The sequence below is a fragment of the Rubricella aquisinus genome (assembly GCF_014199445.1).
Taxonomy (GTDB): Bacteria; Pseudomonadota; Alphaproteobacteria; order Rhodobacterales; family Rhodobacteraceae; genus Rubricella; species Rubricella aquisinus.
The window spans coordinates 620849-647325 of the sequence record NZ_JACIJS010000001.1; the positions used below are offsets into that span (position 1 = coordinate 620849).

Annotated in this window: 27 protein-coding genes; 12 read left to right on the plus strand and 15 right to left on the minus strand. The window is 61.6% G+C overall.

Features of this window, described 5'->3' with window-relative positions; all coding sequences use genetic code 11:
* Positions 1 to 5: 5 nt before the first annotated feature.
* The 11 genes from FHS89_RS02960 to mbhE all read right to left on the minus strand — a co-directional run bounded on the left by FHS89_RS02960 (position 6) and on the right by mbhE (position 9234).
* Positions 6 to 422 carry a VOC family protein gene (locus FHS89_RS02960; RefSeq protein WP_184008303.1) on the minus strand — a complete coding sequence of 139 codons (417 nt, stop codon included), beginning with the start codon at positions 420 to 422 and terminating at the stop codon, positions 6 to 8.
* Between the two features lie 170 nt (positions 423 to 592).
* A complete protein-coding gene (locus FHS89_RS02965; protein WP_184008305.1) occupies positions 593 to 895 on the minus strand; it encodes a DUF6280 family protein in 303 nt (100 codons plus the stop codon).
* Positions 896 to 1108: 213 nt separating this feature from the next.
* The gene (locus FHS89_RS02970) at positions 1109 to 2116 is read right to left on the minus strand and encodes a cytochrome d ubiquinol oxidase subunit II (protein WP_184008307.1); all 1008 of its coding nucleotides are present in this window, start codon (positions 2114 to 2116) and stop codon (positions 1109 to 1111) included.
* A 5-nt stretch (positions 2117 to 2121) separates the two neighbouring features.
* Complete coding sequence (locus tag FHS89_RS02975; RefSeq protein WP_184008309.1) at positions 2122 to 3483, minus strand: cytochrome ubiquinol oxidase subunit I; 1362 nt, start codon at positions 3481 to 3483, stop codon at positions 2122 to 2124.
* A 163-nt stretch (positions 3484 to 3646) separates the two neighbouring features.
* Positions 3647 to 4024, minus strand: coding sequence for a monovalent cation/H(+) antiporter subunit G (gene mnhG, locus FHS89_RS02980; protein WP_184008311.1), 378 nt, complete (start codon positions 4022 to 4024; stop codon positions 3647 to 3649).
* Positions 4024 to 4338, minus strand: a complete 315-nt coding sequence (locus tag FHS89_RS02985) for an MrpF/PhaF family protein (RefSeq protein WP_184008314.1) — start codon at positions 4336 to 4338, stop codon at positions 4024 to 4026. Before FHS89_RS02985 ends, mnhG begins: the two co-directional genes overlap by 1 nt.
* Positions 4335 to 4676, minus strand: a complete 342-nt coding sequence (locus FHS89_RS02990) for a Na+/H+ antiporter subunit E (RefSeq protein ID WP_221229205.1) — start codon at positions 4674 to 4676, stop codon at positions 4335 to 4337. Before FHS89_RS02990 ends, FHS89_RS02985 begins: the two co-directional genes overlap by 4 nt.
* A 1-nt stretch (position 4677) precedes the next feature.
* Positions 4678 to 6159 (minus strand): Na+/H+ antiporter subunit D, encoded by a 1482-nt coding sequence (locus FHS89_RS02995; RefSeq protein WP_184008316.1) that lies wholly within the window; start codon positions 6157 to 6159, stop codon positions 4678 to 4680.
* A complete protein-coding gene (locus FHS89_RS03000) occupies positions 6156 to 6521 on the minus strand; it encodes a Na+/H+ antiporter subunit C (protein ID WP_184008318.1) in 366 nt (121 codons plus the stop codon). The genes FHS89_RS02995 and FHS89_RS03000 overlap by 4 nt, the downstream gene beginning before the upstream one ends.
* Entirely contained in the window at positions 6521 to 6982 is a 462-nt protein-coding gene (locus FHS89_RS03005) for an MnhB domain-containing protein (RefSeq protein WP_184008321.1), read from the minus strand. The genes FHS89_RS03000 and FHS89_RS03005 overlap by 1 nt, the downstream gene beginning before the upstream one ends.
* On the minus strand, positions 6979 to 9234 hold the full coding sequence (gene mbhE / locus FHS89_RS03010) for a hydrogen gas-evolving membrane-bound hydrogenase subunit E (protein ID WP_184008323.1): 2256 nt from the start codon (positions 9232 to 9234) through the stop codon (positions 6979 to 6981). Before mbhE ends, FHS89_RS03005 begins: the two co-directional genes overlap by 4 nt.
* Before the next feature lie 256 nt (positions 9235 to 9490).
* Between mbhE and FHS89_RS03015 the strand changes: the two genes are divergently transcribed.
* Both FHS89_RS03015 and FHS89_RS03020 read left to right on the plus strand, forming a co-directional pair.
* Entirely contained in the window at positions 9491 to 10423 is a 933-nt protein-coding gene (locus FHS89_RS03015; RefSeq protein ID WP_184008325.1) for a hydrogen peroxide-inducible genes activator, read from the plus strand.
* A gap of 118 nt (positions 10424 to 10541) precedes the next feature.
* Complete coding sequence (locus FHS89_RS03020; protein WP_184008327.1) at positions 10542 to 11912, plus strand: glutamate--cysteine ligase; 1371 nt, start codon at positions 10542 to 10544, stop codon at positions 11910 to 11912.
* Between the two features lie 76 nt (positions 11913 to 11988).
* Here FHS89_RS03020 and FHS89_RS03025 read toward each other — a convergent pair whose 3' ends face one another.
* From FHS89_RS03025 to FHS89_RS03040, 4 genes are all read right to left on the minus strand, one after another.
* Positions 11989 to 12126, minus strand: coding sequence for a hypothetical protein (locus FHS89_RS03025; protein ID WP_184008329.1), 138 nt, complete (start codon positions 12124 to 12126; stop codon positions 11989 to 11991).
* 199 nt (positions 12127 to 12325) lie between these two features.
* On the minus strand, positions 12326 to 12508 hold the full coding sequence (locus FHS89_RS03030) for a PLDc N-terminal domain-containing protein (RefSeq protein WP_184008331.1): 183 nt from the start codon (positions 12506 to 12508) through the stop codon (positions 12326 to 12328).
* 20 nt (positions 12509 to 12528) lie between these two features.
* Positions 12529 to 13581, minus strand: coding sequence for an ABC transporter ATP-binding protein (locus FHS89_RS03035; RefSeq protein WP_184008333.1), 1053 nt, complete (start codon positions 13579 to 13581; stop codon positions 12529 to 12531).
* A 5-nt stretch (positions 13582 to 13586) separates the two neighbouring features.
* The gene (locus FHS89_RS03040) at positions 13587 to 14390 is read right to left on the minus strand and encodes an IclR family transcriptional regulator (protein ID WP_343051322.1); all 804 of its coding nucleotides are present in this window, start codon (positions 14388 to 14390) and stop codon (positions 13587 to 13589) included.
* A gap of 135 nt (positions 14391 to 14525) precedes the next feature.
* On the opposite strand from FHS89_RS03040, the gene FHS89_RS03045 reads away from it, so the two are divergent.
* The 10 genes from FHS89_RS03045 to FHS89_RS03090 all read left to right on the plus strand — a co-directional run bounded on the left by FHS89_RS03045 (position 14526) and on the right by FHS89_RS03090 (position 26424).
* Positions 14526 to 15794 carry an ABC transporter substrate-binding protein gene (locus FHS89_RS03045; RefSeq protein ID WP_184008338.1) on the plus strand — a complete coding sequence of 423 codons (1269 nt, stop codon included), beginning with the start codon at positions 14526 to 14528 and terminating at the stop codon, positions 15792 to 15794.
* 73 nt (positions 15795 to 15867) lie between these two features.
* On the plus strand, positions 15868 to 16785 hold the full coding sequence (locus tag FHS89_RS03050) for a carbohydrate ABC transporter permease (protein ID WP_184008340.1): 918 nt from the start codon (positions 15868 to 15870) through the stop codon (positions 16783 to 16785).
* 1 nt (position 16786) lies between these two features.
* Positions 16787 to 17635, plus strand: coding sequence for a carbohydrate ABC transporter permease (locus FHS89_RS03055; protein WP_184008342.1), 849 nt, complete (start codon positions 16787 to 16789; stop codon positions 17633 to 17635).
* Complete coding sequence (locus tag FHS89_RS03060) at positions 17632 to 19671, plus strand: alpha-galactosidase (protein WP_184008344.1); 2040 nt, start codon at positions 17632 to 17634, stop codon at positions 19669 to 19671. Before FHS89_RS03055 ends, FHS89_RS03060 begins: the two co-directional genes overlap by 4 nt.
* Positions 19668 to 21383, plus strand: coding sequence for an IlvD/Edd family dehydratase (locus FHS89_RS03065; RefSeq protein WP_184008346.1), 1716 nt, complete (start codon positions 19668 to 19670; stop codon positions 21381 to 21383). The genes FHS89_RS03060 and FHS89_RS03065 overlap by 4 nt, the downstream gene beginning before the upstream one ends.
* Before the next feature lie 15 nt (positions 21384 to 21398).
* Entirely contained in the window at positions 21399 to 22169 is a 771-nt protein-coding gene (locus FHS89_RS03070; RefSeq protein ID WP_184008348.1) for an SDR family NAD(P)-dependent oxidoreductase, read from the plus strand.
* Positions 22170 to 22171: 2 nt separating this feature from the next.
* On the plus strand, positions 22172 to 23053 hold the full coding sequence (locus tag FHS89_RS03075) for a 2-dehydro-3-deoxygalactonokinase (RefSeq protein ID WP_425502772.1): 882 nt from the start codon (positions 22172 to 22174) through the stop codon (positions 23051 to 23053).
* Positions 23050 to 23658: a 2-dehydro-3-deoxy-6-phosphogalactonate aldolase gene (locus tag FHS89_RS03080; protein ID WP_184008352.1), complete on the plus strand. Its 609-nt coding sequence runs from the start codon at positions 23050 to 23052 to the stop codon at positions 23656 to 23658. Before FHS89_RS03075 ends, FHS89_RS03080 begins: the two co-directional genes overlap by 4 nt.
* Positions 23651 to 24508, plus strand: coding sequence for an SMP-30/gluconolactonase/LRE family protein (locus FHS89_RS03085; RefSeq protein WP_184008354.1), 858 nt, complete (start codon positions 23651 to 23653; stop codon positions 24506 to 24508). Before FHS89_RS03080 ends, FHS89_RS03085 begins: the two co-directional genes overlap by 8 nt.
* Positions 24505 to 26424: a beta-galactosidase gene (locus FHS89_RS03090; RefSeq protein ID WP_184008356.1), complete on the plus strand. Its 1920-nt coding sequence runs from the start codon at positions 24505 to 24507 to the stop codon at positions 26422 to 26424. The genes FHS89_RS03085 and FHS89_RS03090 overlap by 4 nt, the downstream gene beginning before the upstream one ends.
* The last annotated feature ends 53 nt before the right edge of the window (positions 26425 to 26477 follow it).

Genomic DNA, 26477 nt, shown 5'->3' on the forward strand with positions numbered 1-26477 from the left:
AAGGACTAAACCCGACCATTCGCCTCAATCAAATTCCCCTCCGGGTCGCAGAAATAGAGGTGCCGCAGGCCGGGGATCGCGAATTCTCCCGTCTCGGAATATGGCACCCCGGCGGCGCGCAGGCGGGCTTTGAGGGCGTCCAGATCATCGACATTGATCGCATAATGCCCGCCCTTGGACGGGTTGTGCAGCAGGCCATTCTTTTCCGCGAAGTCCTCATCCGGGGCGATCAGGTGCAGCCCCGTGTGGCTTTCGCGCCCATCGCCAAACAGCGCGAGCCGGTCGCTGCCGCCCGGCAGATACCCGCGGGAGGCCGGAAACGCCCATGTCCCCTGCGCCATGCCCAGCACATCGGCATAGAACCGCGCGGTGCGGGCCACGTCCTTTGCTTCCAGATTAACGTGATGAATAGACCAGCGCATGTCGTCCTCCCCGAATGGCCCGATTTGCCGCTCCCTCTGACGGGGGCATTGAACGGGTCTAGCAGATTTTCGGGCATGGGAGGAGGGTGTTCGGGCGTGCTGTTCTGTGCAAAGTAAAAGCGCCGCCCCAGTGTGTCCGGGGCGGCGCTTTTGTTCAGTCATGGCGTGGATCAGGCGGCGTTGCGACGCTCGCTTTCCTCACGGGACAGCGCGACGGAGGTACGAACACCCCGGCGCACAAATTCCATCAGCCCCTCAACGGAGCGCTCGGACGGGTCAATACCCGCACACATCAGCACATCGCGGCCATCGCGGGACCGTGCCCAACGGGCAATCTGATCCGGGCCATTGCCGTATTTCTTATCGTCTGCGATCGCGTCGTCGAGCGCCGCAAGGACGACGGCAGCGAACAGCCGGCGCGCGCGCGCCCCCTGATCGTTCGTGTAAGCCTGTGCGTCAGCGGAATCGAACATTACGGTTCCTCATCTCAATTAAAGTGACATTCGTCGGATTCGGTATGGCTGGAATATGCAGTCATATTTCTGTCGTGATAGGCCATATAGGTCATGTCGGATATGCGTTCAACGCATAGCACTCCTAAAAAATCCTTAATTTGCAGAATCTAACGAAGAAACCCTCTGTTTTCGGGTGGCCAATGTGACGCAACGTTCCTGCGCTCCGATGGATCATTCGTAGCGCAGGGCGGTCGCCTTTCCTCCGAACACTTTATAGGCCCAGATCGAATAGCCACCGATCACCGGCAGCGCAATCAACGCGCCGACAAGGATGATCGCCAGCGACTCGCGCGCCGATGCCGCGTCCCACACCGTCATCTGGCCGGGCACGACATACGGAAAGAAGCTATAGGCCAACCCAAAGAAGCCCAGCACGAACACACCCACAGCCATGCTGAACGGTGCCCAGGCCCAACGGTCCTGCTCCCGTGGGGCGTCCTTGAGAAACAGCACCAGCGCGATGAACAGCGCCCCTGTCATCAGTGGGATGGGTGCAAGGAGGATGATGTCGGGGAAGGTGAACCATTTGCCGAACACCTCAGGGCTGGCCAATGGCGTCGCGACGGAGATTGACACCATCCCGATCGCCGCAACCCAGATCAGCCGCCGGGCAAGGTGCACGGAATGCACTTGCAACGCGCCCTCTGTCTTTCCGATCAGCCACGCCGCGCCAATAAACGCATAGCCGGCGGCAAGGCAGACGCCCGTCAACATCCCAAAGACAACCGCGGAGACACCTCCCTCCAGCCCCAGCACATAGGCGCCAAGCATGTAGCCCTGCATCACGGCGGACAGCAGCGATCCGCCGAAAAACGCACGGTCCCACCAGATTTTGCGGGGGCCGGGTGCTTTCGCGCGGAATTCAAATGCGACGCCGCGCAGGATCAGCCCGATCAGCATCAACGTCGCGGGCAGGTAGAGTGCCGTCAGGATTTCCCCATGGGCCGCGGGGAACGCGACCAGAAGCAGCCCAACCGCCATCACCAGCCATGTCTCGTTGGCGTCCCAGAACGGCCCGATGGAGCCGACCATGATGTCGCGATCCTGTTCATTCACGGTCATCGACAGAATCCCAACCCCAAGGTCGAACCCGTCAAGCACCACATAGATCAGGATCGAAAGGCCCATCAGCGCGACAAACGCCACCGGGAGCCAATCGTGAAACGGATAGGTTTCCATATGTCTTACTCCGCTGGGACCGGCACATCGGTGAGGGGCGTTTTAAGCCGCCCACCCTGTGCCTTGGTCCGGGCCATGTAGAGGATCACGCTGATATAGGCGACCAGCAGCACCGCATAGATCGACAGATACAGCGCCAGCGACAGGCCAAGGATCGGCACGGGGTGATCTGCCGCCGCACTCGCGGTATCCAGCACACCTGTGACAAGCCATGGCTGGCGGCCAATCTCCGTGACGTACCAGCCCGCAAGGGTCGCGACCCAGCCGCTGAACGTCATCACCACGAGCGCGCGCGCAGGCCACACCCCCGGCTGACCATGTCGCTTGAGCTGATATGCGGTGAGCCAGCTCAGCGCCAGCATCGCCATGCCGATGCCCACCATCACACGGAAGGCGAAGAAAACAGGGGCGACAGGCGGGTGCAGGATCTCACCATCCTCGGTGACGAAATCGTTCAGCCCCGGCACTTCCCCATCAAGGCTATGGGTCAGGATCAGGCTCGCGCCATTCGGGATCGCGATCTCAAAATCATTCTGCCGGGTTTCTTCATTCGGCAGGGCAAACAGGACGAGCGGGACATTGCCGCCGGTGTCCCAGTTGCCTTCCATCGCCGCGATTTTTGCGGGCTGATGCTCCATCGTGTTCAGACCATGCAGATCACCTGCCAGAATTTGCAACGGTATCAGCCCCGCCGCCATAAACACGGAAGCGCGCATCGCCTTCATCACGTCTGGCCCACGGTCATTCCACAGCCAGCGCAGCGCGCTGATCCCCGCGACGAGGAACGCCACTGTCAGGCCGCTGGCCAGCAGCATATGGACAAGGCGGTAGGGCATCGACGGGTTGAAGATGATCGCCATCCAATCGGTCGCATAGGCCACACCATCCCGCATCTCATACCCGGCGGGTGTATGCATCCACGAATTGAGCACAAGGATCCAGAACGCGGACAGCGTGGTACCAAACGCGACAAAGAAGGTCGCAAGCGTATGCGCCCGGTTCGACACCCGGCCAAAGCCGAACAGCATGATCCCAAGGAAAATCGCCTCAAGGAAGAACGCGGTCAGCACCTCATAGGCCAAGAGCGGCCCCGCGATATTGCCCACCCGCTCCATGAAACCGGGCCAATTGGTGCCAAACTGGAAGGACATCGTGATGCCCGACACAACGCCCAGACCAAAGCTGAGCGCAAACACCTTCACCCAGAACCGGTACGCATCCATCCATGCCATGTCCTGCGTGCGGTTGTAGCGCAGCTTGAGGAACAGGAGGAACCAGCCCAAGGCGATCGTGATCGTCGGGAACAGGATATGAAACGAGATGTTCGCGGCAAACTGGATCCGCGCGAGTAGCAGTGCGTCAAGCATATGACAGCCCCTAAATCTGAGTTCTTGATACAGAGATAGGCTGAGGGGCCGGTGTTTAAATGCGACCAGACGCGCAGTGGCAGCCGGTCGCAGGTAAATTTCGTTTGGATTTACAGGTGGTTAAGGCGTTGGGCGTATCGCCGCATCCCCGATGGACGGAATGTCACATCGGGTGTGCGGGGTGATCCTTGTCCATATTCACCTCGGTCAAGGGTGGTGGGCCGAACTCCTCACAGCCCGCTTCCACCTTGGTCCCTTCCAGAAACGGCACGCCCGCGCGATAGGCCGCGCGCCCGATGAGGTGCGCGCCAATCGGTGCCGTGGCCAGCATGAATGCGGTCACGAACCCGGCTTCGATCACCTGCCACCAGCTATCCGCTGTCAGCATCAGCGCGCCGCAAATCAGCGCAAGGCCCAGCGTGCCCGCCTTGGTCGATGCATGCATGCGGATATAGACGTCTGGCATTCGCAAAATGCCCAGCCCCGCGACCAATACGAAACCGCCCCCCGAAAGCAGCAATATCCCGGCCAGAATATCCATCACTCATCCTCCCCGTAGGAGCGTTCCAGAAACCGGGCGAACGCCACGGTGCCAAGGAACGCGACAAGCGACAGAACAATCGCCGCATCCATATACGGCCCAACGCCTGATGCCATAGTGAACAGCACGAGAAACGCCACAAGGATCATGGAGATCAGATCAAGGGCAACCACACGGTCCGCCACGGTCGGCCCTTTCAGGAGCCGCCATGTCGCAGCGCCGAGCGCGAAGGTCGTCATCAGCCCGGCAAGCGCAAGGCACAGGCCCAGAAATCCGCTCAACTCCAGCCCAAAGACAGAGGTGAAATAGGTCATCGCGTCACCTCCAGCACCCGCCGTTCGATCCCGTTCTTGAGATCGGATTTGGCGGCCTCCGGGTCTTTTGCGGCGAACATCGCGTGGATCAGCAGGTGTTTGCGGTCCTCGCTCACATCAAGGCTGAGGGTGCCCGGTGTCAGCGAAATGAGGTTCGCCGTCGCCATAATCTCCCCATCCGTTTTGGCATCCAGCGGCAGGCGGAGCAGTTTTGGCTGCGCGCGCAAGCGGGGTGTGACGACATCCCACGCGACCTGAATGCTCGATGTCAGCAGATCCCAGAAGAAATACAGGATCAGCGCGATCAGCTTATGGGGTTTGAGGAAAATGCGCAGCATCTCATGACCCTCCCAATACAGCGTTGATATAGGCGTCGGGGTTCAGAATTTGATCGGCGGACGTGATCGCCGCGTCCACGAACATCCCGGCAAACAGACCGATAAAGATCGTGATCGCCGCAAGCGCGATGATCGGCAGATACATGGACCATGGCACATGCCCGTTCACCGCGTCATCCCCATCGGGATGCGGTTTCCAGAACGCCTCAAGCCAGATTTTCGACATGGAGAATACAGTCAGCAATCCAACCGCCAGTGCGAAGAAGGCCAAAAGCCATCCCTCCGCCTCAAGCGAGGCCTGAATCACCAACAGCTTGGCCCAGAAGCCCGAAAGAGGTGGAATACCGGCAAGGCTGAGCGCCGGAATCAAAAACAGCACGCCCAGCCACGGTTTCGCCTTCCACAGGCCACCGATTTTGTAGAGGTCCTCTGACCCGGTAAGCCGCTTGATCACGCCCGCGATCAGGAACAGGTTGGCCTTCACGACGATATGGTGGAACAGATAGAAAATCGCACCAACCAGCGCCAAAGGCGTGTAGATGGCAAGGCCAAGGATCATGTACCCGATCTGGCTGATAATGTGCCATGACAGGATGCGCCGGACGGAGCTTTGCGCGGCGGCCCCCAAAACGCCAACCACCATCGTCAGCACAGCACCCCAGATCAGCACGGTCTGCACCGCAGGCACGTCCACGTCATAGACGAGCGTGAATGTACGGATCAGCGCATACACGCCCACCTTTGTCAGCAAGGCGGAAAAGAGAGCGGCGGAGGTGATGCTCGGCGTGTGATAGCTCGCCGGCAGCCAGAAAAACGCGGGGAACATCCCGGCCTTCGCGCCAAAGGCAAACAGCAGAAGTGCGGCGGAGATGAGAACCGCCATCTCCTCCTGCCGTCCATCAAGTTTTCCCGCGAGGTCCGCCATGTTGAGCGTGCCCGTGGTGCCGTAGAGAAGGCCAATGCCCGACAGAAATGCCAGCGTCGCAATCAGGTTCAGCCCGACATATTTGACCGCGCCGTCAATTTGCGCACGCCCGCCGCCCACGACCAACAGACCGAAGGACGCGATCAACATCACTTCGAACCAGACATAGAGGTTAAAGATATCACCGGTCAGGAACGCGCCGCACACACCCGTCAACAATGCTTGGGTCAGGGCATGGTGGCCATTCGCCTCATCCGCACCTTCCAATTCGCCATAGGCATAGATCGACACGGCGACCGCGATGATGCCAGTGATCACCACCATCGCCGCTGACAGGATATCCGCGACAAGCGTGATCCCGAATGGCGCGGCCCAGCCACCCAGTTGCGCGGCAATCGGCCCTTCGCCAAGCACCCGTGCAAGCAATAACAGACCCGCGCCCAGCAGCACGACAGAGCTGACAAGTGCTACCGCGCGCTGCGCGGCAAAACGGTTCGGCAACAGCAGCAAAAGGGCTGCCGTCAGCATCGGAATGACAATCGGCCAGACCAGTATCATTTCGCGGTATCCTCCAACGGCTCTGCCAGCCGCATGTCATCCATCTTTGCCGTGCCCATGGCGTAGAACGCGCGATACGCAAGGGCGAGCGCGAAGCAGAACAGGCCAAACCCGATCACGATCGCGGTCAGGATCAGGGCCTGAGGCAGCGCATTGGCCACTCCCTCCGCCGGGACTTTCTGCCCGGCCTCGATCAACGGTGGCGCGCTTCGGGTCAGCCCGCCCGCGACAAAAATCAGAAGGTTCGCCGCGTTGGACAGCATCACCAGCCCGAACAGATAGCGCACAAGGTTGCCCGATAGCATCAGATAGACGCCCGCAGCGACCAGTAATCCTGTTAGGCCCGCAAGGATCGGTTCCATCAGCTATCCTCCTCATCGTCGGGCTGTTCGGCGGGCACGCCCGCCTCTTCGAGTGTGAACAGGATGCCGCTCACACCGCCCACCACGACCAGAAACACGCCAAGGTCGAACAGAAGGATGGAGCCCGCAGGCACACCCTCATTCACGCCCGCGGCATTCGGGCCATAAAACGGCCAGACGCCCGTGAGGAACATGCCATGCTCCAGCGCGCCCCACAGCCCCGCCGCAATCGCGGCGACAAGCCCGGCACCCGCGATGGTCAGCGGCTCCACCCGCAGCCATGCGCGCGCTGCATCCACGCCGCGGGCTTTCTCCAGAATGGCCACGGCAAGAGCCGCGAGCAGCCCGCCGATAAAGCCGCCGCCCGGATCGTTATGCCCGCGCAACAACACGATCACGGCCAAAACCAGCGTCACCGGGACGATGATCCGCGTTGCGGTGGTGTAAATCAGGGAATTCATTTCTCCACCTCCTGCCCGCCGCCCCGCAGGGCCGCAACCGCGGCAACTGCTGCGATCACGACGACGGCGATCTCGCCCAATGTGTCGAGTGCGCGGAAATCCACGAGGATCACGTTCACGATGTTGCGCCCGAAGGCTTCGGAATAGCTGACCGCCTCGAAATAGTCGGGGATCGTCCGGTCAAGCGGGGTGGACATCACCGCCATCAGACCAAACGTGACGCCAAGCCCCAGCATGACGGAGATGCTCGCATCCCCGATCCGCAACCGCCCCGTGCCTGCGCGCGGCAGTTTCAACAGCGCCACCGCGATGAACACCACCACGAGGATTTCCACCAAAAGCTGGGTCAGCGCCACGTCAATCGCGGAATATAGCACAAAGATCACGGCAAGCCCGGCGCCCACACCCCCGAGCGCGGTAATCGCCACCAGTCGGGAGCCCGTGACCACAATCGCAAAGGTGGATACAGCAATGATCGCCACAATCGCGGAATGGAAGATCGGCACATCGCCAAGCTCCAGATCAATGCCGCCGGTGCCGATCAGGATCGCCCCCCAGACCAAAACGCCCATCAAAAGGAATGTGTACCGCAGATAGGACGTCATCTTTCCGGGCTGGATGGTGCGGGCCGTCCATGCGGCGAGGTCTTTCATCCCTTGCAGCAGGATTTCATAGCCTTCCGCCGCGTCGGCCACCCGTGGCACCTCCTTGTCGAGGGACTGGCGAATGCGCGACAGCATCCAGTAGAACACAAAGCCCAAGAGGAACGTCGCGATGGACAGTTTAAGCGCGGTGTTGACCCCGGCCCAAAGCTTGACCTCCACCGGGACGGGCCCGCCATAAACAACCTCAGCCATCGGCAGGATCAGCGTCGGGCCGATCAGATCTGGGAACAGGCCGAAGGTAAGGCCCATGACGGCCAGCAGCGCCGGGCCGATCCACATGGTCATTGGCGGATCGCTCGGCGCGGGCTTCGGGCTGCGCTGCGCACCAAGGAACGGCTTGAGCGCGACCATGCCAGCGGCGGCGACCATCAGCGCATTCGCAAGCACCGCAGCAGAGGCAACCAGCAAAGGCTCCGACGCGACGCCAAGCGCACCCTCATATTTCAGTTCCTTCCCGATGAAGCCAAAGAACGGCAGGAAACCCGCCATGGAGGCCGCAGCCAGCAGGATGATCCCCCATGTCAGCGGCATCGCACGGCGCAGGCCGCCAAGCGCCTCCACTTCGCGCGTGCCCGCCATCTTGTCCAACATGCCGACGCTAAGAAAGAGCGTCGCCTTGTAGAGCGCATGCACGATGATAAAGGTCACGGCACCCGTGGTGGCGTAATAGTAATCCCCACCAAGGAACATCACCAGCGCACCCAGCGCCATCACGGTGGTGTAGGCCAGCATCAGTTTCAGATCGGTCTGCTTGAGCGCCCAGATGGACGCAACGATCATCGTCGTGGCACCCACAAGCGTCAGGGTCCATGTCCAGACCTCCGTACCGCCCAGCGCGGGGGACAGGCGCGCGATCAGATAAACCCCCGCCTTCACCATCGTGGCAGAGTGCAGATAGGCCGAAACGGGCGTCGGGGCCGCCATCGCGCCGGGAAGCCAGAAATGGAACGGAAATTGCGCAGATTTGGTGAAACAGCCCAGCAAAACCAGCGTCAACATGCCCAGATAAAGGCCGCTATCACGGAAGATGCCGCCCATCTGCACCCATTCGGAAATCCGGTAGGTGCCCGCGACCTGACCCATCAGGATCAACCCGGCAAGCAGGGCAAGCCCGCCCAAACCGGTGACCAGCAGCGCCTGCAAGGCGCTGTCGCGCGCCGATTTCTTGTGATGGTCATAGCCCACCAACAGGAAAGACGTGATTGTCGTCCCTTCCCAGAACACGAACAGCGTGATCGCGTCATCCGCCAGCACCAGCCCGAGCATCGAAATGGCAAACAGTGTCAACAGACTCAGCAACCGCTTAAGCCGGGGATCGCTGCGGAAATAGGTTGAGGCATAAAGGAAACAGATCGCCCCGATCCCAGTGATCAAGAGCGCGAATGTCAGTGACAGCGCATCCAGCCGGAACGCCAGTTCAATGTTGAGCGACGGTATCCACGGGACGACAAATTCAGCATATTCGCCTTGCGCGATCAGCGGCAAAAACGTGGCAAACCATCCTGCCGCGATGGCCAGCACCAGGGCGGGCACGACACGCCAAATGCCAGCCTGCTCTGGCGTTGCCGGGGCTGCTGTGCTCGTCATCCAGACACCTCCTAAAGCGGTGAAACGCGAAAAGCGCTACCTCGTTCCATGTGAGGTAGGGCCGTGATTGCAACTTGTCCCGTGCATTTCCGTGTGAAAACGCAAGAGTTTCGTTCCGCCACTATGTGGAAGTGATCTCCACAGGGTGGCGAGCGGGCGAATTGTTGGGGTAGATGGCGCTTTCGCTTGAAAAGGTCCACCATTACAATACATCCTATCCAATAGTTTTTTCCTATCAGGGATGGGAGTGTCAGAGATGCCGGCAGACTCGATCACCTTGCGCCAGTTGCGCGGCCTCTTGGCGGTCGCGGAGGCCCGGAATTTCAGGAAAGCCGCTGATAATCTTGGGATCACGCAACCATCGCTCAGCGCGCAGATACAGACGTTGGAAACGACGCTTGGCGTGTCCTTGGTCGAGCGCAGCAGATCGGGGGCGCTTCTGACCCCGTTGGGGCGGGACGTGGCCGTGCGAGCGCGGCGGATCCTTGATGAGACGACCGCGCTGGCCGATTTGGCGACCTCCACCCATGATGGGCTGACGACCTCCCTGCGGCTGGGGGTGATGCCGACGGTCGGGGCTTATCTGCTGCCGACGGCGGTGGGCAAACTGCACCGCGCCTATCCGGACTTGCGGCTCTATATCCGTGAAAGCGCCCCGCGGCGGCTGGTGCAGGAACTGGCCGAAGGTGTGCATGACGTGATCATCACCCATCTGCCGATCCCCGATGCGGAGCTTGAAGTGCGCGAAGTGTACCGCGAACCCTTCCTCCTGACCTTGGCCAAGGATCACGCCCTGTCCTCCAAAAAGGAAATCCGCACCGATGACCTTGATGGGTTGGAGATCCTGTCTCTGGACCCGTCCTATCACCTGCATGATCCGCTGATGGGTGTCTTCGAGACGTTCGGCGCGCGTGTGTCGCCCCGATATGAGGGCACATCGCTTGATGCGCTGCGGCTGATGACGGGGATGAATATGGGCGTGACCTTCCTGCCGGCCCTCTATGTCCGGTCGGAAATCCACGCGGGGAGCGAGGTCGTCGCGCGCAAACTCACGGGGCGGACTCTGACCCGCACCATGGGCCTTGCGTGGCGCAAAAGCGCGCGCGGCAACTCCGCTTTTGACGCGCTGCGCCGGGTCGTCGAGGACAGTTTCGAGGAATTGGGCGCCGAAGTGATGTCCGGTTTGTAATCTTCGCACCAGAAAGACCGCTCACAGGAAACAGTCTGTGATGTGTCACCGCCCTTGCCATTTCACTGGGTCGGTGTGTAGTTGATCATCAGAGAGCGGCTAGCCACGGAAAATTGCCATGTCCATTCCACAGTCGGGCGGCGGACCGATCGAACATCCCGACCAGCTTGCACAATATCTGGCCGATGGGTGTAAGCCCCCGTCGGATTGGCGGATCGGGACCGAGCATGAGAAGTTCGGCTATCTGCTGAGCGATCATTCCGCGCTGCCCTATGAGGGCGACACCTCCGTCCGGGTGATGCTGGAAGGGCTGCGTGACCGGTTCAACTGGTCAGAGGTCCGCGAAGGCGGCTTCCTGATCGGGCTTGAGAAAGACGGGGCCAATATCTCCCTTGAGCCGGGCGGGCAGTTGGAGCTGTCGGGCGCGCCGCTGGAGACGATCCACCAGACCTGTGATGAGGTGAACACCCATCTGCGCGAGGTTCGCGACGTGGCGGACCGGATCGGCGCGGGCTTTATCGGGTTGGGTGCGGCCCCGGAATGGAAGCACGAAGATGTCGATGTCATGCCCAAGGGCCGCTATGCCCTGATGACCCGCTACATGGGGCAGGTCGGCACCCATGGCACACAGATGATGTACCGCACCTCCTGCGTTCAGGTGAACCTCGACTTTTCGTCCGAGGCGGACATGGTGCAGAAATTCCGCGTTGCGTTGGCCTTGCAACCGGTGGCCACGGCGCTGTTCGCCAATTCGCCCTTCTTTGAGGGTGCGCCCAACGGCTGGCAAAGCTGGCGCGCGCGGATCTGGCGCGATCTCGATGCGGACCGGACGGGGATGCTGCCCTTCGTTTTCGAGGACGGGATGGGCTTTCAGCGCTACGTGGATTACGCGCTCGATGTGCCGATGTATTTCGTCTATCGCGATGGCAAATATATCGACGCGCTGGGCCAATCCTTCCGTGATTTCATGCGTGGCGCATTGCCCGCGCTGCCGGGAGAGGTGCCGACGCTCAGCGATTGGGCCGATCACCTCACGACGATCTTTCCCGAGGCGCGGATCAAGAGGTTCATGGAAATGCGCGGGGCGGATAGTGGCCCGTGGCGGCGGCTTTGTGCGCTTCCGGCGTTTTGGGTCGGGCTGATCTATGACCAATCGGCGCTTGATGCGGCCTCAGACCTGATCAAGGGATGGGATGCGGACACGCGCGACGCGCTGCGCCTTGACGCGGCACGGCATGGCCTGCGGGCAGAGATTGGCGGGCGCACGATGCGCGATCTGGCCAAAGACTGTCTGGAGATCGCCCATGCAGGCCTTAAGGCGCGCGCGCGGTCTGGTGCCGGTGGCTTGCTGCCGGACGAGACGCATTTCCTCAACGCGCTCCACGATATCGTGGACCGGGGCGAGACACCTGCCGATGAGTTGCTCAACAAATATCACCATGAATGGCAGGGTGATCTGAGCAAGGTTTACGGCGAATACAGCTATTGATGCGCGTGTCCCCGGCCTGTGGGGGCAGGCCGGGGCGCTTGCCACGAGGGTCCGTGGCGTGAGCAGATGCGCCCGTTCAGTTTTTGGACCGGGCCGCTTTGCCCTTGCCGCCATTGAGGCGGGCGGTCAGCGTATCGGGGGCGAGGCTGACCTTTGCTTTGGCTTGCTTGGGTTTTTTCGCTTCGCGGTTGCCGCGCAGTTGGCCTTTGGCCATGACACATCATCCTCATCGGAAGAGACCTGCCGTCGGATCGGTCAGGGGGGTGCGCACCGATGGACGCTGCCCGCACGCGCCTTATAGCAGCTTTCCGCAAGCAGGAGTCATGTAATCCACGCGCGCGGACTGGCCCTCAAAATGCATGGCGCGCCCCTTGAACCGGGACGCGCCATTCCAGATTGCCTTGCGGTGCGGTTTACTTGGCGCTGCGCGGGCCGAGAAACAGCCAAAGGATGAATCCGACGAAGGGAAACACCAAAATCCCGACGATCCACAGCACCTTTGCGCCGGTGCTGGCCGCTGAATTAAAGACAGAGATGATCGCCCAGATCATCAATGCCAAACCGATGATGCCTAAAAGGCCAAGCTCAAGTCCCATTCCTTGCTCCTCCGATTCGCTTAGCGCAGGCGCGCTTCGCTGGTTCCATCAAAATAGAACGCCGCATCAGGGGAGAAGTTCAATGTAAACCTTTGGCCGCTTTGCGGGGCATCGACCCCTTTCGCTTCGACCACGATCCGCTCTCCATTTGCGCCATCGAGATATACATAGGAAACTCCGCCGAGGTTTTCGACGATATCGACCGTAAGGTCATCTCCGGGGGCAAGCTGGATGTCCTGCGGGCGCAGACCCACAGTGACGGAGCCGCTGGGCATCGCGATATCGGTCGCAATGGCGCGGCCCCCCAGAACCGGCACGGAAACGCCGTCTTCGCCGGGTGTGCCGGACACGAAATTCATCGCCGGACTGCCGATAAAGCCCGCCACGAATTTGTTGTCCGGGTTGGTGTAGAGTTCCAACGGGGAGCCGACCTGCTCGATATGACCGGCGCGCAGCACCACGATCTTATCCGCCAGCGTCATCGCCTCCACCTGATCATGGGTGACGTAGATCATCGTGGTGCCAAGCTTTTTGTGGAGATGTGCGATCTCCACCCGCATCTCCACCCGCAATTCCGCATCAAGGTTCGAGAGCGGCTCATCGAACAGGAACACATCCGGGTCGCGGACGATGGCGCGGCCAATGGCGACCCGCTGGCGCTGCCCGCCCGACAGGGCCTTTGGTTTGCGCTTCAGATATGGTTCCAGCTTCAACACGTCCGAGGCGCGTTTGACCTTTTGCGCGATCTCCGCCTTCGGGTGGCCGTTCATCTTCAGCCCGAAGCCCATGTTCTCCTCGACCGTCATATGCGGATAGAGCGCGTAGGTCTGGAACACCATCGCCACGCCCCGCTCTGCCGGGTCGGCATGGGTCACGTCGCGGCCCGCGATGTTGATCTGGCCCCCGGTGGTTTCCTCCAGCCCCGCGATCATCCGCAACAGCGTGGATTTACCGCATCCGGATGGGCCGACGAACACGCAGAATTCGCCCTCTTCGATGGTCAGGTCCACCCCGTGGATCACCTGAGTTTCACCGTATTTCTTGATGACTTTTGAAAGCGATACGCCATTCATGTCCGTCAGGCTCCTGTTATGCCAGAGGGCGAAGCGCCCGGTATGGTATAGGCAGACGCATCGCGGGCGATGGCTTCTGCGGTTTCTTTCAAGGCGGGGGCGAACCCGGCCAGATCGTCCAGCGAATGTCGCAGGGTCGAGGACGTGACCGAAATTGCCCCCAACGGGCGGCCAAGGTCATCAAGGATCGGCACGGCAACGCAGATGATCTGCGGCTCATGCTCTTCGCGGTCAAAGGAGATGCCGGTGGCGCGGATGTCTTTCAGATCCGCGCGCAGGCTTTCCGCGCTCGTATGGGTGTGTTCGGTGTGGCGAAACCAGCTTTGCTGTTTCAGCGCGGCATCCAGCACATCGGCTGGCACGAACGCAAGGATCGCCTTGCCCACGCCAGTGCAATAGGCCGGGCCGATTTTGCCAGCGTCGGAGAACATCGCGATGGGCCGCGCCGCGTTGCGCTTGTCGATATAGAGCACCTGCCCGTGATCCAACTGCGCCAGATGCACGGTCTGTTGTAATTGCGAGGAAAGCTGATCGAGGTGGGGCCGCGCGACAGGAGCCAGTGTCGCCGTTTGCCATGCCGCATGTGCAAGCCGGATCAGGCGCGATCCCATCGTGTAAAAACCGGTATCGGGGTCAAGCGACAGCATCCGCTGGCTGACGAGGGTTTGCAGCAGACGGTAGAGCGTGGCCTTGGGCAAATCCGAATCGCTCAGTAGCTCTGCAAAACGAACCGGGCGGCCATATGCGGCCACCTCATCCAACAGCGCGAGCGCTTTGCCTACGGTTCCGTCCTGCGTCTGTGCAGCCACGTCTTTTCCTCCCTTGGGCCGGCCAACTTTTTGCGGTGTCAGCTTCAGCACTGTTGACATCGTTAACCGATGCGGGCATCGTTTTCAATAATCAAAACTAAGTTTCAAATAGTGGAACCTGTGGGAGGAACCTAAATGACCACTTTTAAAACGACCCTTGCCGCGCTTGCGGCCTCCACGATGATCGCGGGCACCGCCTTTGCGGGCGGCCACGGCGCCAAGCTGTCGGGCGATCTCGTGATCTTCTCGGACATGTCGAACCCGGCACCGCGCGCGGTGATGGAAGGCATGGTTGAGCGTTTCGGGGAAATGCACCCTGACCTCAACATCGAGCTGACCGTGATCGACCGCGAAGCCTACAAGACCCAGATCCGCAACTTCCTGAGCGCGAACCCGCCGGATGTCGCCAACTGGTATGCAGCCAACCGGATGCGCCCGTTTGTGTCTGCTGGCCTTTTTGAAGACGTGTCCGACCTGTGGGCAGAGGATGAATTCGCGAACCTCGCCTCCACCAAGGGCGCCATGACCATCGACGGTGCCCAGTGGGGCGTGCCCTATACCTACTATCAGTGGGGCGTGTACTACCGTGAGGACATCTATAACGATCTCGGTCTTGAAGAGCCGACCACATGGGACGAGGAAAAGGCAAACTGCCAGACGCTCCTCGATAACGGGATCAAGTGCTACACCATCGGCACGAAGTTCCTGTGGACCGCTGGCGGCTGGTTCGACTATCTCAACATGCGCACCAACGGCTATGACTTCCATGCCGCTCTGACCGCGGGCGAGGAAAGCTGGCTCAGCTCCCCGGTGCGGGAGACCTTTGAAAATTGGCGTGAGCTGATCGACATGGGTGCCTTCATCGACGATCACCAGACCTATTCCTGGCAGGAAGCGCTGCCGTTCATGCTGCGGGGCGAAGCGGCCGCGTATCTGATGGGCAACTTCTCCGTTGCGCAGTTCCGCGATGGTGGTCTGACCGACGATCAGCTCGACTTCTACCAGTTCCCGACCATCACACCGGGCATCGCAAAAGCAGAAGACGCGCCGACCGACACGTTCCACATTCCCTCGGGTGCACAGAACAAAGAAGCCGCGCGTGAATTCCTGCGCTTCGTTGTGTCGGCTGAGAACCAGACGCTCATCAACAATGGTGACAACCTTGGTCAGCTTCCGGTGAACGCGGCGTCCTCCGTGGACAATGACGAGTTCCTTCAGCAGGGCTTTGAAATGCTGTCCTCCAACTCTCCGGGTGGTGTGGCGCAGTTCTTTGACCGCGATGCATCTGCCGAGATGGCCTCTGTCGCGATGCAGGGTTTCCAGGAATTCATGGTGTTCCCGGATAACCTCGACGACATCCTTCAGCGTCTGGAAGCAACCCGCATTCGCCTGAACGGCAACTAAGTCCTTGTGACCGTGAGGGGTGCCCGCTGAACCGGGCACCCCTTTTTCGTCTTACCGATCCGGGGAGGTCGTCATGGATCGCACTATTGCCCGAAAAAGCTGGTACCGCCGCAACGAAATCGCCGTCACGCCATGGCTGTTTCTGGCGCCGGGGGTCCTGTTTTTCCTTGTCTATGTGATCAGCCCGATCTTCCAAAGCTTTCACCTGTCGCTGTTCGAGTGGAACGGCCTTGGCGGTGAGAACAACGCCGCGAAATTCGTGGGCCTGCGCAATTATGAAGAGTTGATGACCGACAGCGCCTTTGAGGTGTCGCTCATCAACAACGTCAAGTGGCTGGTTCTGTACCTGCTGGCGATCCCGGCGGGGCTGTTCATTGCGTTGTTCCTCAATCAGACCGTCACCGGCATCCGGCTCTATAAATCGCTGTTTTTCTTTCCTTTCGTGATCTCGCAAATCGTGGTCGGCCTTGTATTTACATGGTTTTATGATCCGCGCTTTGGCCTGTTGAATGAGATTTTGGGCTGGGTTGGCCTTGGCCCCGTCAATATGCTGGGTGACCCGGACCTTGTGACCTATGGCATCATCTTTGCCGGTCTTTGGCCGCAAACGGCCTATTGCATGATCCTGTATCTCACGGGCCTCAATGCCGTGGACCCAGAGCAGATCGAAGCCGGGCGGCTGGATGGGGCGAAAGGCTGGCGGATGCTCTGGCATGTGATCCTGCCGCAACTCAAGCCCGCGACCTTTATCGCTTTTGTGGTCACGATCATCGGCGCGCTGCGCTCCTTCGATCTGATCTCCATCATGACGAATGGCGGGCCGTTTGGGCAAAGCCGGGTCTTGTCCTTTTACATGTTTGAGAAGGCGCTGTCGGAATATGGCTTCCGCATGGGGTATGGCGCGGCGATCGCCGTGGTGCTGTTCCTGATCATGCTGATCTTTATCTCTTACTTCCTGTGGTCGATGTACCGCGAAGAGCGAGGGCACTGAGATGTTTCCCACACCGATCGAAAAAACGTCCCGCTCATGGCAGTTGACCTATCAGGGCCTGCTGCCGCTCGCGCTGATCACATGGCTGCTGCCGCTGATTGCGGTCGCCATCTTTTCCGTGAAGCCGAGTGGCGATTTCACCATGGGCAATTACTGGGGCGCGCCGTCCTCTTTTGAGGGCATCGTGAACTATACCCGCGTGTTCACCGACAGTGACATGCCGCGCTATCTGTTCAACTCGGTGTTCATCACCGTGCCGACGGTTCTGGGCTGTGTCGCGCTGTCCGCGATGACCGGTTTTGCGCTGGGCATCTACCGGTTCCGCTCGAACCTGTTTGTGTTCTTTCTGTTCGTGGCTGGGAATTTCGTGCCGTTCCAGATCCTGATGATCCCGGTGCGGGATTTGACGCTGGATCTGGGGCTTTATGACACGAAAACCGGGCTTGTGCTTTTCCACATCGCGTTCCAGACCGGGTTTTGCACGCTCTTCATGCGCAATTTTATCCGCGCGCTGCCGATGGAACTGATCGAAGCCGCGCGGGTCGAGGGCGTGCGCGAATGGCGGATTTTCTGGTTCGTCGTGCTGCCCCTGATGAAGCCTGCGCTCGCCGCCATGGCGGTGCTCGTGTTCACCTTCATCTGGAATGACTATTTCTGGGCCGTGGTGCTCACCCAAGGGCCGGAAAGCCAGCCCGTCACCGCAGGCATCACCAGCTTCAACGCGCAATATGGCGTGGCCTATAACATGCTTTCGGCAGGGTCGATCATCGCGGCATTGCCGCCTGTGATGATGTTCTTTCTGATGCAAAAGCACTTCATCGCCGGTCTGACATTGGGTGCCGTGAAATGAGCCATGTCTGGCGGGTTGATACCCCCCGTCAGACCCTCGTTTTCGCAAGCAAGGACGGGGGGCTGCCGGAGGTGGCCTATTGGGGCGCGCCCTTGCCCATGGGCGAGGATTTGGCGGCGCTGACCCGCGCCCTGTTGCCCGATGAGGTGACGGGCGGGATGCTGGATGCGCGACCCAAGATGACCATCTGCCCATTGGCGCGAGACATGTTTCCCGGTCATCTGGGCGCGGATGTGTCCGGCGCGCCGATGCTCCGGCTTCAGGGCCAGTCGGGTGCTGTGACCCGGTTTGAGGGTGATGGCTACCGCTACACATTGACGGCGGATGCGTGCGCGCAAAGCGGCGTTATTGCCCTGTCCGCGCGGCTCGAAGGGCCGGGTATTCGCTGGCTTGCCGCCCCGGCCCTGCCTGCGCCTGCCACGGGAACGCATTTTCGCAGCTATGCCGGGCGCTGGACCGGTGAATTCTCGCGCCAAGACATCCCGTGGACCGTCGGCGCGCATCTGCGGGAGGTCCGCGACGGGCGCACAAGTCATGAGGCGTTTCCGGGCGTGATCCTCGGCGCTGGTCCGATCCGCAACACCACAGGCGAAGTGTTTGGCTTGCATCTGGGTCAATCCACCGGGCACCGCATGGTCGCGGAAGAATTGCCCGATGGTCGCCGTCAGGTGATGTTCGGTCCGATGCTCGCCCATGGGGGTGCCGACGACGTGACCGCCGGGCCGCTGTACCTGATGCGGTCGGATGCGGGCGTGAATGGCCTGACGGAGCAAAGCCATGCGCATCTGCGCGGCCTTGTGGATTTCCCCGATCCGGCCCGCCCGCGCCCGGTGCATTACAATTGCTGGGAGGCGGTCTATTTCCGCCATAACCTTGATGAGTTGAAATCCATCGCCACCCGCGCCGCCGATTTGGGCGCGGAGCGGTTCGTGCTGGATGACGGTTGGTTCAAGGGCCGCAATGACGACACGACGAGCCTTGGCGATTGGGTCGTGGATCGGCACAAATTCCCCGATGGCCTCACCCCGCTGATCGCGCATGTGCAATCACTCGGTATGGTGTTTGGCCTCTGGGTCGAGCCGGAGATGGTGAACCCCGACAGTGACCTTTACCGGGCGCATCCTGACTGGGTGCTTGGCGCCCCTGACCAGCCGCTGGGGCGCAACCAGATGGTGCTCGATATCGCGCGGTCTGAGGTGAGCGACTATCTGTTCGCGCGTCTCGATGCGCTGTTGACCGAGTATGACATCGACTACCTCAAATGGGATCATAACCGTGTGCTCCCCTTCCCTGATCATCATCAGGCGGAGGCGGTGTACGCGTTGTTGGACCGGTTGCGCGCTGCCCATCCGGCGGTGGAGATTGAAAGCTGTGCGTCGGGCGGCGGGCGGATAGACTGGGGTATCCTCCAGCGGACCCACCGGGTGTGGCTCTCTGACAGCAATGACGCGCTGGAGCGGATGCGGATGCAGGCGGAGGCGCTGCCTTTCCTGATCCCGGAGGTCACCGGCTCCCATGTCGGGCCGCGCGCGTGCCACACCTCTGGACGCGTGCTGCCGATCGCCTTGCGCGGCTGGATCGCGGCGCAGCGCCATTTCGGGTTTGAGATGGACCCGCGCGAATTGACTGATGCGGAGGCCACGACGCTCACCCACATCACGGCTTGGTGGAAGGGCAATCGCGATTGGCTGATGCCTGCGCGGCGGCACCTCCTTGACCTTGACGATCCCGAACGGTTCGGGGAGATGGCCGTGGCCCGCGATGGCAGCCAATTCGCGCTGTGGCTGGGCCAGCGTGGCACGCCCCGCAGCGTGATGCCCCGCCCGGTGCCGCTGACCGGGTTGGAGCGGGACGCGACCTACCGCGTGCGCCTGTTGAATGCGGATGACATCCCGGCGATGTGGTCCCGCAATCAGACCGAATTTCGTGAGGGGGCCATCACCCTCTCCGGTGCAGCCCTGATGGGCCGGGGCCTGATCCCACCCGTCACCCAGCCTGCCAGCATCTATGTGTTTCAAGGGGAACGCCTCGCATGACCGATAAGAAAGAACTGCGCAGCCGCGCATGGTACGGCAAGAACGACAAGGACGGCTTCATCCACCGGTCGTGGATGAAAAATCAGGGCTTTCCGGATCACGCATTCGACGGGCGCCCGATCATCGGCATTTGCAACACATGGTCCGAACTGACGCCCTGCAACAGCGGATTGCGCGTGCTGGCGGAGGGCGTGAAGCGCGGTGTCTGGGAGGCCGGGGGCTTTCCAGTGGAATTCCCCGTTACGTCCTTGGGCGAGACGCAGATGAAGCCCACGGCGATGCTGTTTCGCAACCTTCTTGCGATGGATGTGGAGGAATGCATCCGCGCCTATGGGATTGACGGCGTGGTCCTGCTTGGCGGCTGTGACAAGACCACGCCGGGGCAGCTGATGGGCGCGGCATCGGTCGATCTGCCCGCGATTGTCGTGTCCTCCGGCCCGATGCTGAACGGCAAATGGCAGGGCAAGGATATCGGTTCCGGCACGGATGTCTGGAAATTCTCAGAAGCCGTGCGCGCGGGCGACATGACCTTGCAGGATTTCATGGCGGCGGAAAGTGGCATGAGCCGCTCTGCCGGGGTGTGCATGACGATGGGCACGGCGTCCACCATGGCGTCACTTGTTGAGGCGATGGGCCTTGCGCTGCCCACCAACGCGGCACTGCCGGCTGTGGATGCGCGCCGCACGGCGCTGGCGCATCTGACGGGTAAGCGGATCGTGGAGATGGTGGAGGAGGATCTGAAACCCTCCGACATTCTCACGAAAGAGGCGTTCGAGAACGCGATCCTCGCGAATGCGGCGGTGGGCGGCTCCACCAATGCCGTGGTGCACCTGTTGGCCATCGCGGGGCGGGTGGGGGTCGATCTGACGCTCAAGGATTTCGAGATCGCGAAAGACATTCCGCTCCTCGTCAACTGTATGCCATCGGGCAAATACCTGATGGAGGATTTCTGCTATGCGGGCGGAATGCCCGTGATCCTCAAGGAGCTTGGCGACCATCTGCGTGCGGCGAAAACCGTGCTGGGCAAGGACATTTCGGACTATGCCAAGGGGGCTGAGAACTTCAATGAGGACGTGATCCGCACGATGCAGAACCCGCTGCGCCCTGCCTCTGGCCTGCGGGTGCTCAAGGGCAATATCGCACCCGATGGGGCGATCATCAAACCTTCCGCCGCGTCCGACCACCTGCTGGTGCATGAAGGCCCGGCGCATGTGTTCGAGAGCATCGAAGATCTGAAAGCCACCATCGACGATCCCGATCTGCCCGTGACGCCCGATACGGTACTGGTGTTGAAAGGCTGCGGGCCGAAGGGCTATCCGGGGATGCCGGAGGTCGGCAATATGCCGATTCCGGGCAAGCTGGTGAAACAGGGCGTGCGCGATATGGTCCGCGTGTCTGACGCGCGCATGTCCGGCACCGCATTCGGCACCGTGGTGCTGCATGTCGCCCCCGAAGCACAGGCCGGTGGGCCGCTTGGGCTGGTGAAAACCGGGGATATGGTACGCCTCGATACGCTCAAGGGCACACTCGATATCCTTGTGTCGGATGAGGAGTTGGCCGTGCGCCGCGCCGAATGGCAGGCCGAGCCGGAGCAATACACACGCGGCTATGCCCGGCTCTATATCGACCATGTGTTGCAGGCCGACCGGGGCGCGGACCTTGATTTCCTCGTCGGGAAAGATACACGCACCCCTTGGCGCGAAAGCCACTAAAGACAGGAGCATTCCATGCAACTCGACGCGACATATGCAGACCTGAACGGCGCATCCGTGTTTATCACCGGGGGCGGCTCCGGCATTGGCGCGAGCCTGACCGAAGGGTTTTTGATGCAGGGCGCGAAAGTCACGTTCGTGCAGCGTTCTGACGGGACGGCCTTCGCGGATGAGATGGAGGCAAAACACCGCAATCGCCCGCTTTTTATCAAGTGTGACATCACCGATGTACCTGCCTTGAAACAAGCGGTGGAGGATGCGGCGGCGGCCCATGGCCCGGTCACGGTGCTCGTCAACAATGCCGCCAATGACAAACGCCATGCAGCGATGGACATCACGGCAGAAGACTGGGACTGGAACCAGTCGATCAACCTGCGCGCCTATCTGTTCGCGGCCCAAGCGGTGCAGCCGGGCATGGTTGCCGCCGGGGGCGGGTCGATCATCAACTTCTCCTCCATCAGCTACATGATGGGGAATGCGGGCTATGTGTCTTATGTCAGCGCGAACGCCGGGATCACGGGTATGACGCGCGGCCTTGCCCGCGAATGGGGGCCGGAGCGGATCCGCGTCAACGCGCTCGCCCCTGGTTGGGTGCTGACGCAAAAGCAGCTTGATATGTGGGCCACCCCCGAAGACCTCGACGCGCATCTGGCACGCGCCTGCCTCAAGGATCACCTCAAGCCGGAGGATATCGTGGGCGGGGTACTGTTCCTTGCCTCCAACGCGTCGCGCATGATGACCTCCCAGACGATGGTGATCGACGGGGGCGTGGTGGTGACGGGATGAGTATTCGACCTGACTGGATTGCGGTGGATTGGGGCACGTCGAACCTGCGCGTCTGGGCGATGCAGGGGCGTGATGTGCTGGCCGCGCGCAGTTCGGATGCGGGGATGAACACGCTTGAGCCGGGCGGGTTTGAACCGGCGCTTCTCGCGCTGATCGACAGTTGGCTGGGTGATGGCGCGACGCCGGTGATCGCCTGCGGCATGGTCGGATCGCGGCAGGGCTGGGGGGAGGCCCCCTATCTCGACGTGCCGACCGTGCCCACGGGAAGCCCGGCGCGGATGCCGGTCCGGGATGCGCGGATCACCGTCTCTGTCCTGCCGGGGATCAAACAGGCGGATCCGGCGGACGTGATGCGCGGGGAAGAAACGCAGATCGCGGGCCTGATCGCGGAGGAGCCGCGCTTTGACGGTGTGGTCTGCCTGCCCGGTACGCACACCAAATGGGTGCGCATCAGCGCCGAAGAGGTCTGCCATTTCCGCACCGCCATGACGGGCGAAATGCACAGCCTTCTGAGCAAACAATCGGTGCTGCGCCACTCCATCACCGCCGATTGGGACGATCAGACCTTCCTTGATGCGGTGGATGAAGTGATGTCGCGCCCGGAACGGATCGCCTCATCCCTGTTCAGCATCCGCGCGGCGGGGCTGGTGGGGCGGGAGTGCGCCAGCCCCGCCGCGCGCCTTTCGGGCATCCTGATCGGGGCGGAGCTTGCCGCGATGAAACCTTATTGGCTGGGGCAGGACGTGGCACTTATTGGCTCGGACAAGCTCTGCGCGCTCTACGCGCAGGCATTGCGCCTGACGGGGCTGGAGGCACGCATCCTTGACGCAACCCGGATGACGCTGGCAGGTCTTGCCGCTGCATATGAAGGATCACTGACATGAGCCGTAACCTGATTGCGATCTTGCGAGGCGTCACACCCGATGAGGCCGTCCCGATGGTGGAGGCGATCGTGAACGCGGGCATCACCCGGATCGAAGTGCCGCTCAACTCCCCCGATCCGCTTGTGTCGATCAAGCGGATGGTGGACGCGGTCAGCGACCGGGCAGAGCTTGGCGCGGGAACCGTTCTGACGACCAAGGATGTGGCTGCCGTTCAGGCCACGGGTGCCACGTTCATCGTATCCCCCAATTGCGACAGCCAAGTGATCCGCTGCACCAAAACGCTCGGCATGGGCAGCTATCCCGGTGTGTTCAGCCCGTCTGAATGTTTCGAGGCGCTGAAGTGCGGCGCTGATGCGCTTAAAATCTTTCCCGCCTCGCTGATGGGGCCGGAGGGGATCAAGGCGATCAAGGCTGTACTGCCCGCAGGCACCCAAGTCTATGCCGTGGGCGGTGCTGGGCCGGAGAATTTCGCGGATTGGGCGGCGGCGGGCACCGATGGCTATGGCATCGGATCGGCGCTGTTCAAGCCGGGCATGAGCGTGGATGATGTGGCGACCCGCGCCGCGCGGATCGTGGCAGCCTATGACGAGGTGCATAATGGCTGAGATTTTTGACAACCGCGTCTGCGATCTGGGGGAGGGGCCGATCTGGCACCCGGAGCGCGGCTCGCTCATCTGGTTTGATATCAACGATGGCCGCATGTTGGAACGGCAGGGGGAAACGACCCGCGCGTGGCTGTTCAGCGAGCCGGTGTCGGCGGCCGGGCTTTTGGATGCAAAGCGGATGCTCGTCGCGTCTGCCTCCAGCCTGTTTGAGGTCGATCTCGACAGTGGTGAGGCGACCACGCGCATGGATTTGGAGCATGACAGCCCGCTCACCCGGTCCAATGACGGGCGGGCCGATCCGATGGGGGGCTTTTGGATCGGCACGATGGGACGGCAGGCACAGCCGAAAGCGGGCGCGATCTACCGCCTTTTCGGGGGCGAGTTGCGCAAGCTCTTTCCTGAGATCACGATCCCCAATTCCATTTGTATCGCGCCCGATGGAAGCCGCGCCTATTTCACCGACACGCCGTCGCGGGTGATCTGGTCTCAGCCGTTGGATGAGCAGGGTTGGCCCGTGGGGGAGCGGGAGGTGTTTGTCGACCTGGGGGACGCGCCCGGCAACCCCGATGGCGCTGTGTGCGACGCGGATGGCTATGTCTGGTCCGCGCGCTGGGGCGGCAGCCTTGTCGTGCGGCACGCGCCGGATGGGCGGGTGGATGATGAATTCATGGTCCCGGCCAGTCAGGTGACATGCCCCGTCTTTGGCGGCGCGGATATGGGCACCCTCTATGTCACCACCGCGCGGGAGGGGCTGTCGGATGAGCAACTCAGCACCGAGCCTGCGGCGGGCTGCGTTTTTGAGATCGCGACCGGCGTTCCGGGCCGCGTGGAGCCATATGTGAAGCTATGACCCCAAAACTCGGCGTTTGCTACTACCCCGAACACTGGCCCGAGGCGCAATGGCCAGAGGACGCCCGCCGCATGGTGGAGGCAGGTCTCAGCATCGTGCGGATCGGAGAATTCGCGTGGTCCCGGCTGGAGCCGGTGCCGGGTGATCTACGCTGGGATTGGCTGGACCGCGCGATGCAGGTGCTGGGGGATGCGGGGCTGGGCGTTGTGCTTGGCACACCCACTGCGACGCCGCCGCGCTGGATGATTGACCGGCATCCTGACATGCTCGCCGTGGACGATCAGGGCCGCCCCCGCAAATTCGGATCGCGCCGCCATTACTGCTTTTCCCATCTGGGATACCGCGAAGAGGCCGTGCGCATCACCCGCCTGATGGCGGAGCGGTACGGCAATCACCCGGCCCTTGTCGGGTGGCAGACGGATAATGAATATGGCTGCCATGACACCACGATCAGCTATTCCGATGCGGCACGGATCGGGTTTCAAGGCTGGCTGGCGGAGAAATATGGCCAGATCGACACGCTCAACACCGCGTGGGGCAATGTGTTTTGGTCGATGGAATATCGCACTTATGACGAGGTGGACTTGCCGACGCTCACGGTGACGGAGCCGAACCCGGCGCATATCATGGATTTCCGCCGCTATACCTCTGACCAGGTGGTGGCGTTCAACCGGGCGCAGGCGGATGTGCTGCGCGCGCATTCCACCGCTCCGCTGATCCATAATTACATGGGGCGTATCCTCGATTTCGATCATTTCGCGGTCGGCAAAGACCTCGATATCGCAAGTTGGGACAGCTATCCGCTTGGCTTTCTGGAGGATCGCTCCGATATGGGGGAGGACTGGAAACGCCGGTTCGCGCGACAGGGCGACCCGGATTTTCAGGCGTTCCACCATGACCTTTACCGCGCGGTGGGGCGGGGGCGCTGGTGGGTGATGGAGCAGCAACCCGGTCCGGTGAACTGGGCGCCCCATAACCCGGCGCCTTTGCCCGGTATGGTCCGGCTCTGGACATGGGAGGCCATCGCCCATGGGGCGGAGGCCGTGTGCTATTTCCGCTGGCGGCAGGCCCCCTTCGCGCAAGAGCAGATGCATGCGGGGCTTTTGCGCCCCGACAGCACCGCCGCGCCCGGATTGGCGGAGGCGCGCGCCGTCGCCGATGAGTTGGAACAGATGCCCGAGGCAGTCGCGGCCTCGGTCGCAATCGTGTTCGACTATGCCGCGCAATGGGCGTGGGAGGCCGAGTTGCAGGGCGCGGAATGCGATTACTTCCGGCTCGTGTTCGACCTTTATCGCGGATTGCGGCAGGCGGGCCTGTCGGTGGATATCGTGGGGCCGGATGTGGCTGACCTTAGCCCATGGAAAATGGTGCTGATCCCCGGGCTGATGATGTGGCCCGATGGGCTGCGCGATGTGGTTGCGGCCTATGAGGGCGTGTGCCTGATCGGTCCGCGCACCGGGGCCAAGACGGCGGATTTCAGCATTCCCCCATCGCTGCCGCCAGAGGTGCCGGGGATGGATCTGCGGGTCACGCATGTCGAAACCCTGCGTCCCGATTGCCCTGTGCCGCTGGTGCGCAACGGGGCGCTGCATCTGTGGCGCGAGGTGACCGAAGGAACCGCGCCCGTGGTTGAGCATTGCGCCGATGGCACCGCCGCGCTGATCGGAGAGGGTGGGCGCTATTACCTCGCAGGGTGGCCCGATGCGGAGGCGCTTGGCCGGATCATCCGGCAGCTTGCGGGCCGGGCAGGGGTGGAGACGCTCGACCTGCCGGACGAGCTGCGCATTCGGGACCATGGCAACCGGCGTTTCGTGTTCAATTACGGTGCGCATCGGGTCGATCTGAAAGATCTGTTTCCGGGTGCATCCGGCATTCTGGAGCCAGCGGATATCGCCGTGTTCAAGGATGACGGGTAACGGCCTGCGGCCGGATCGCCCCTGCGGTGTGATGCCTCCGGCGGGAGGTATTT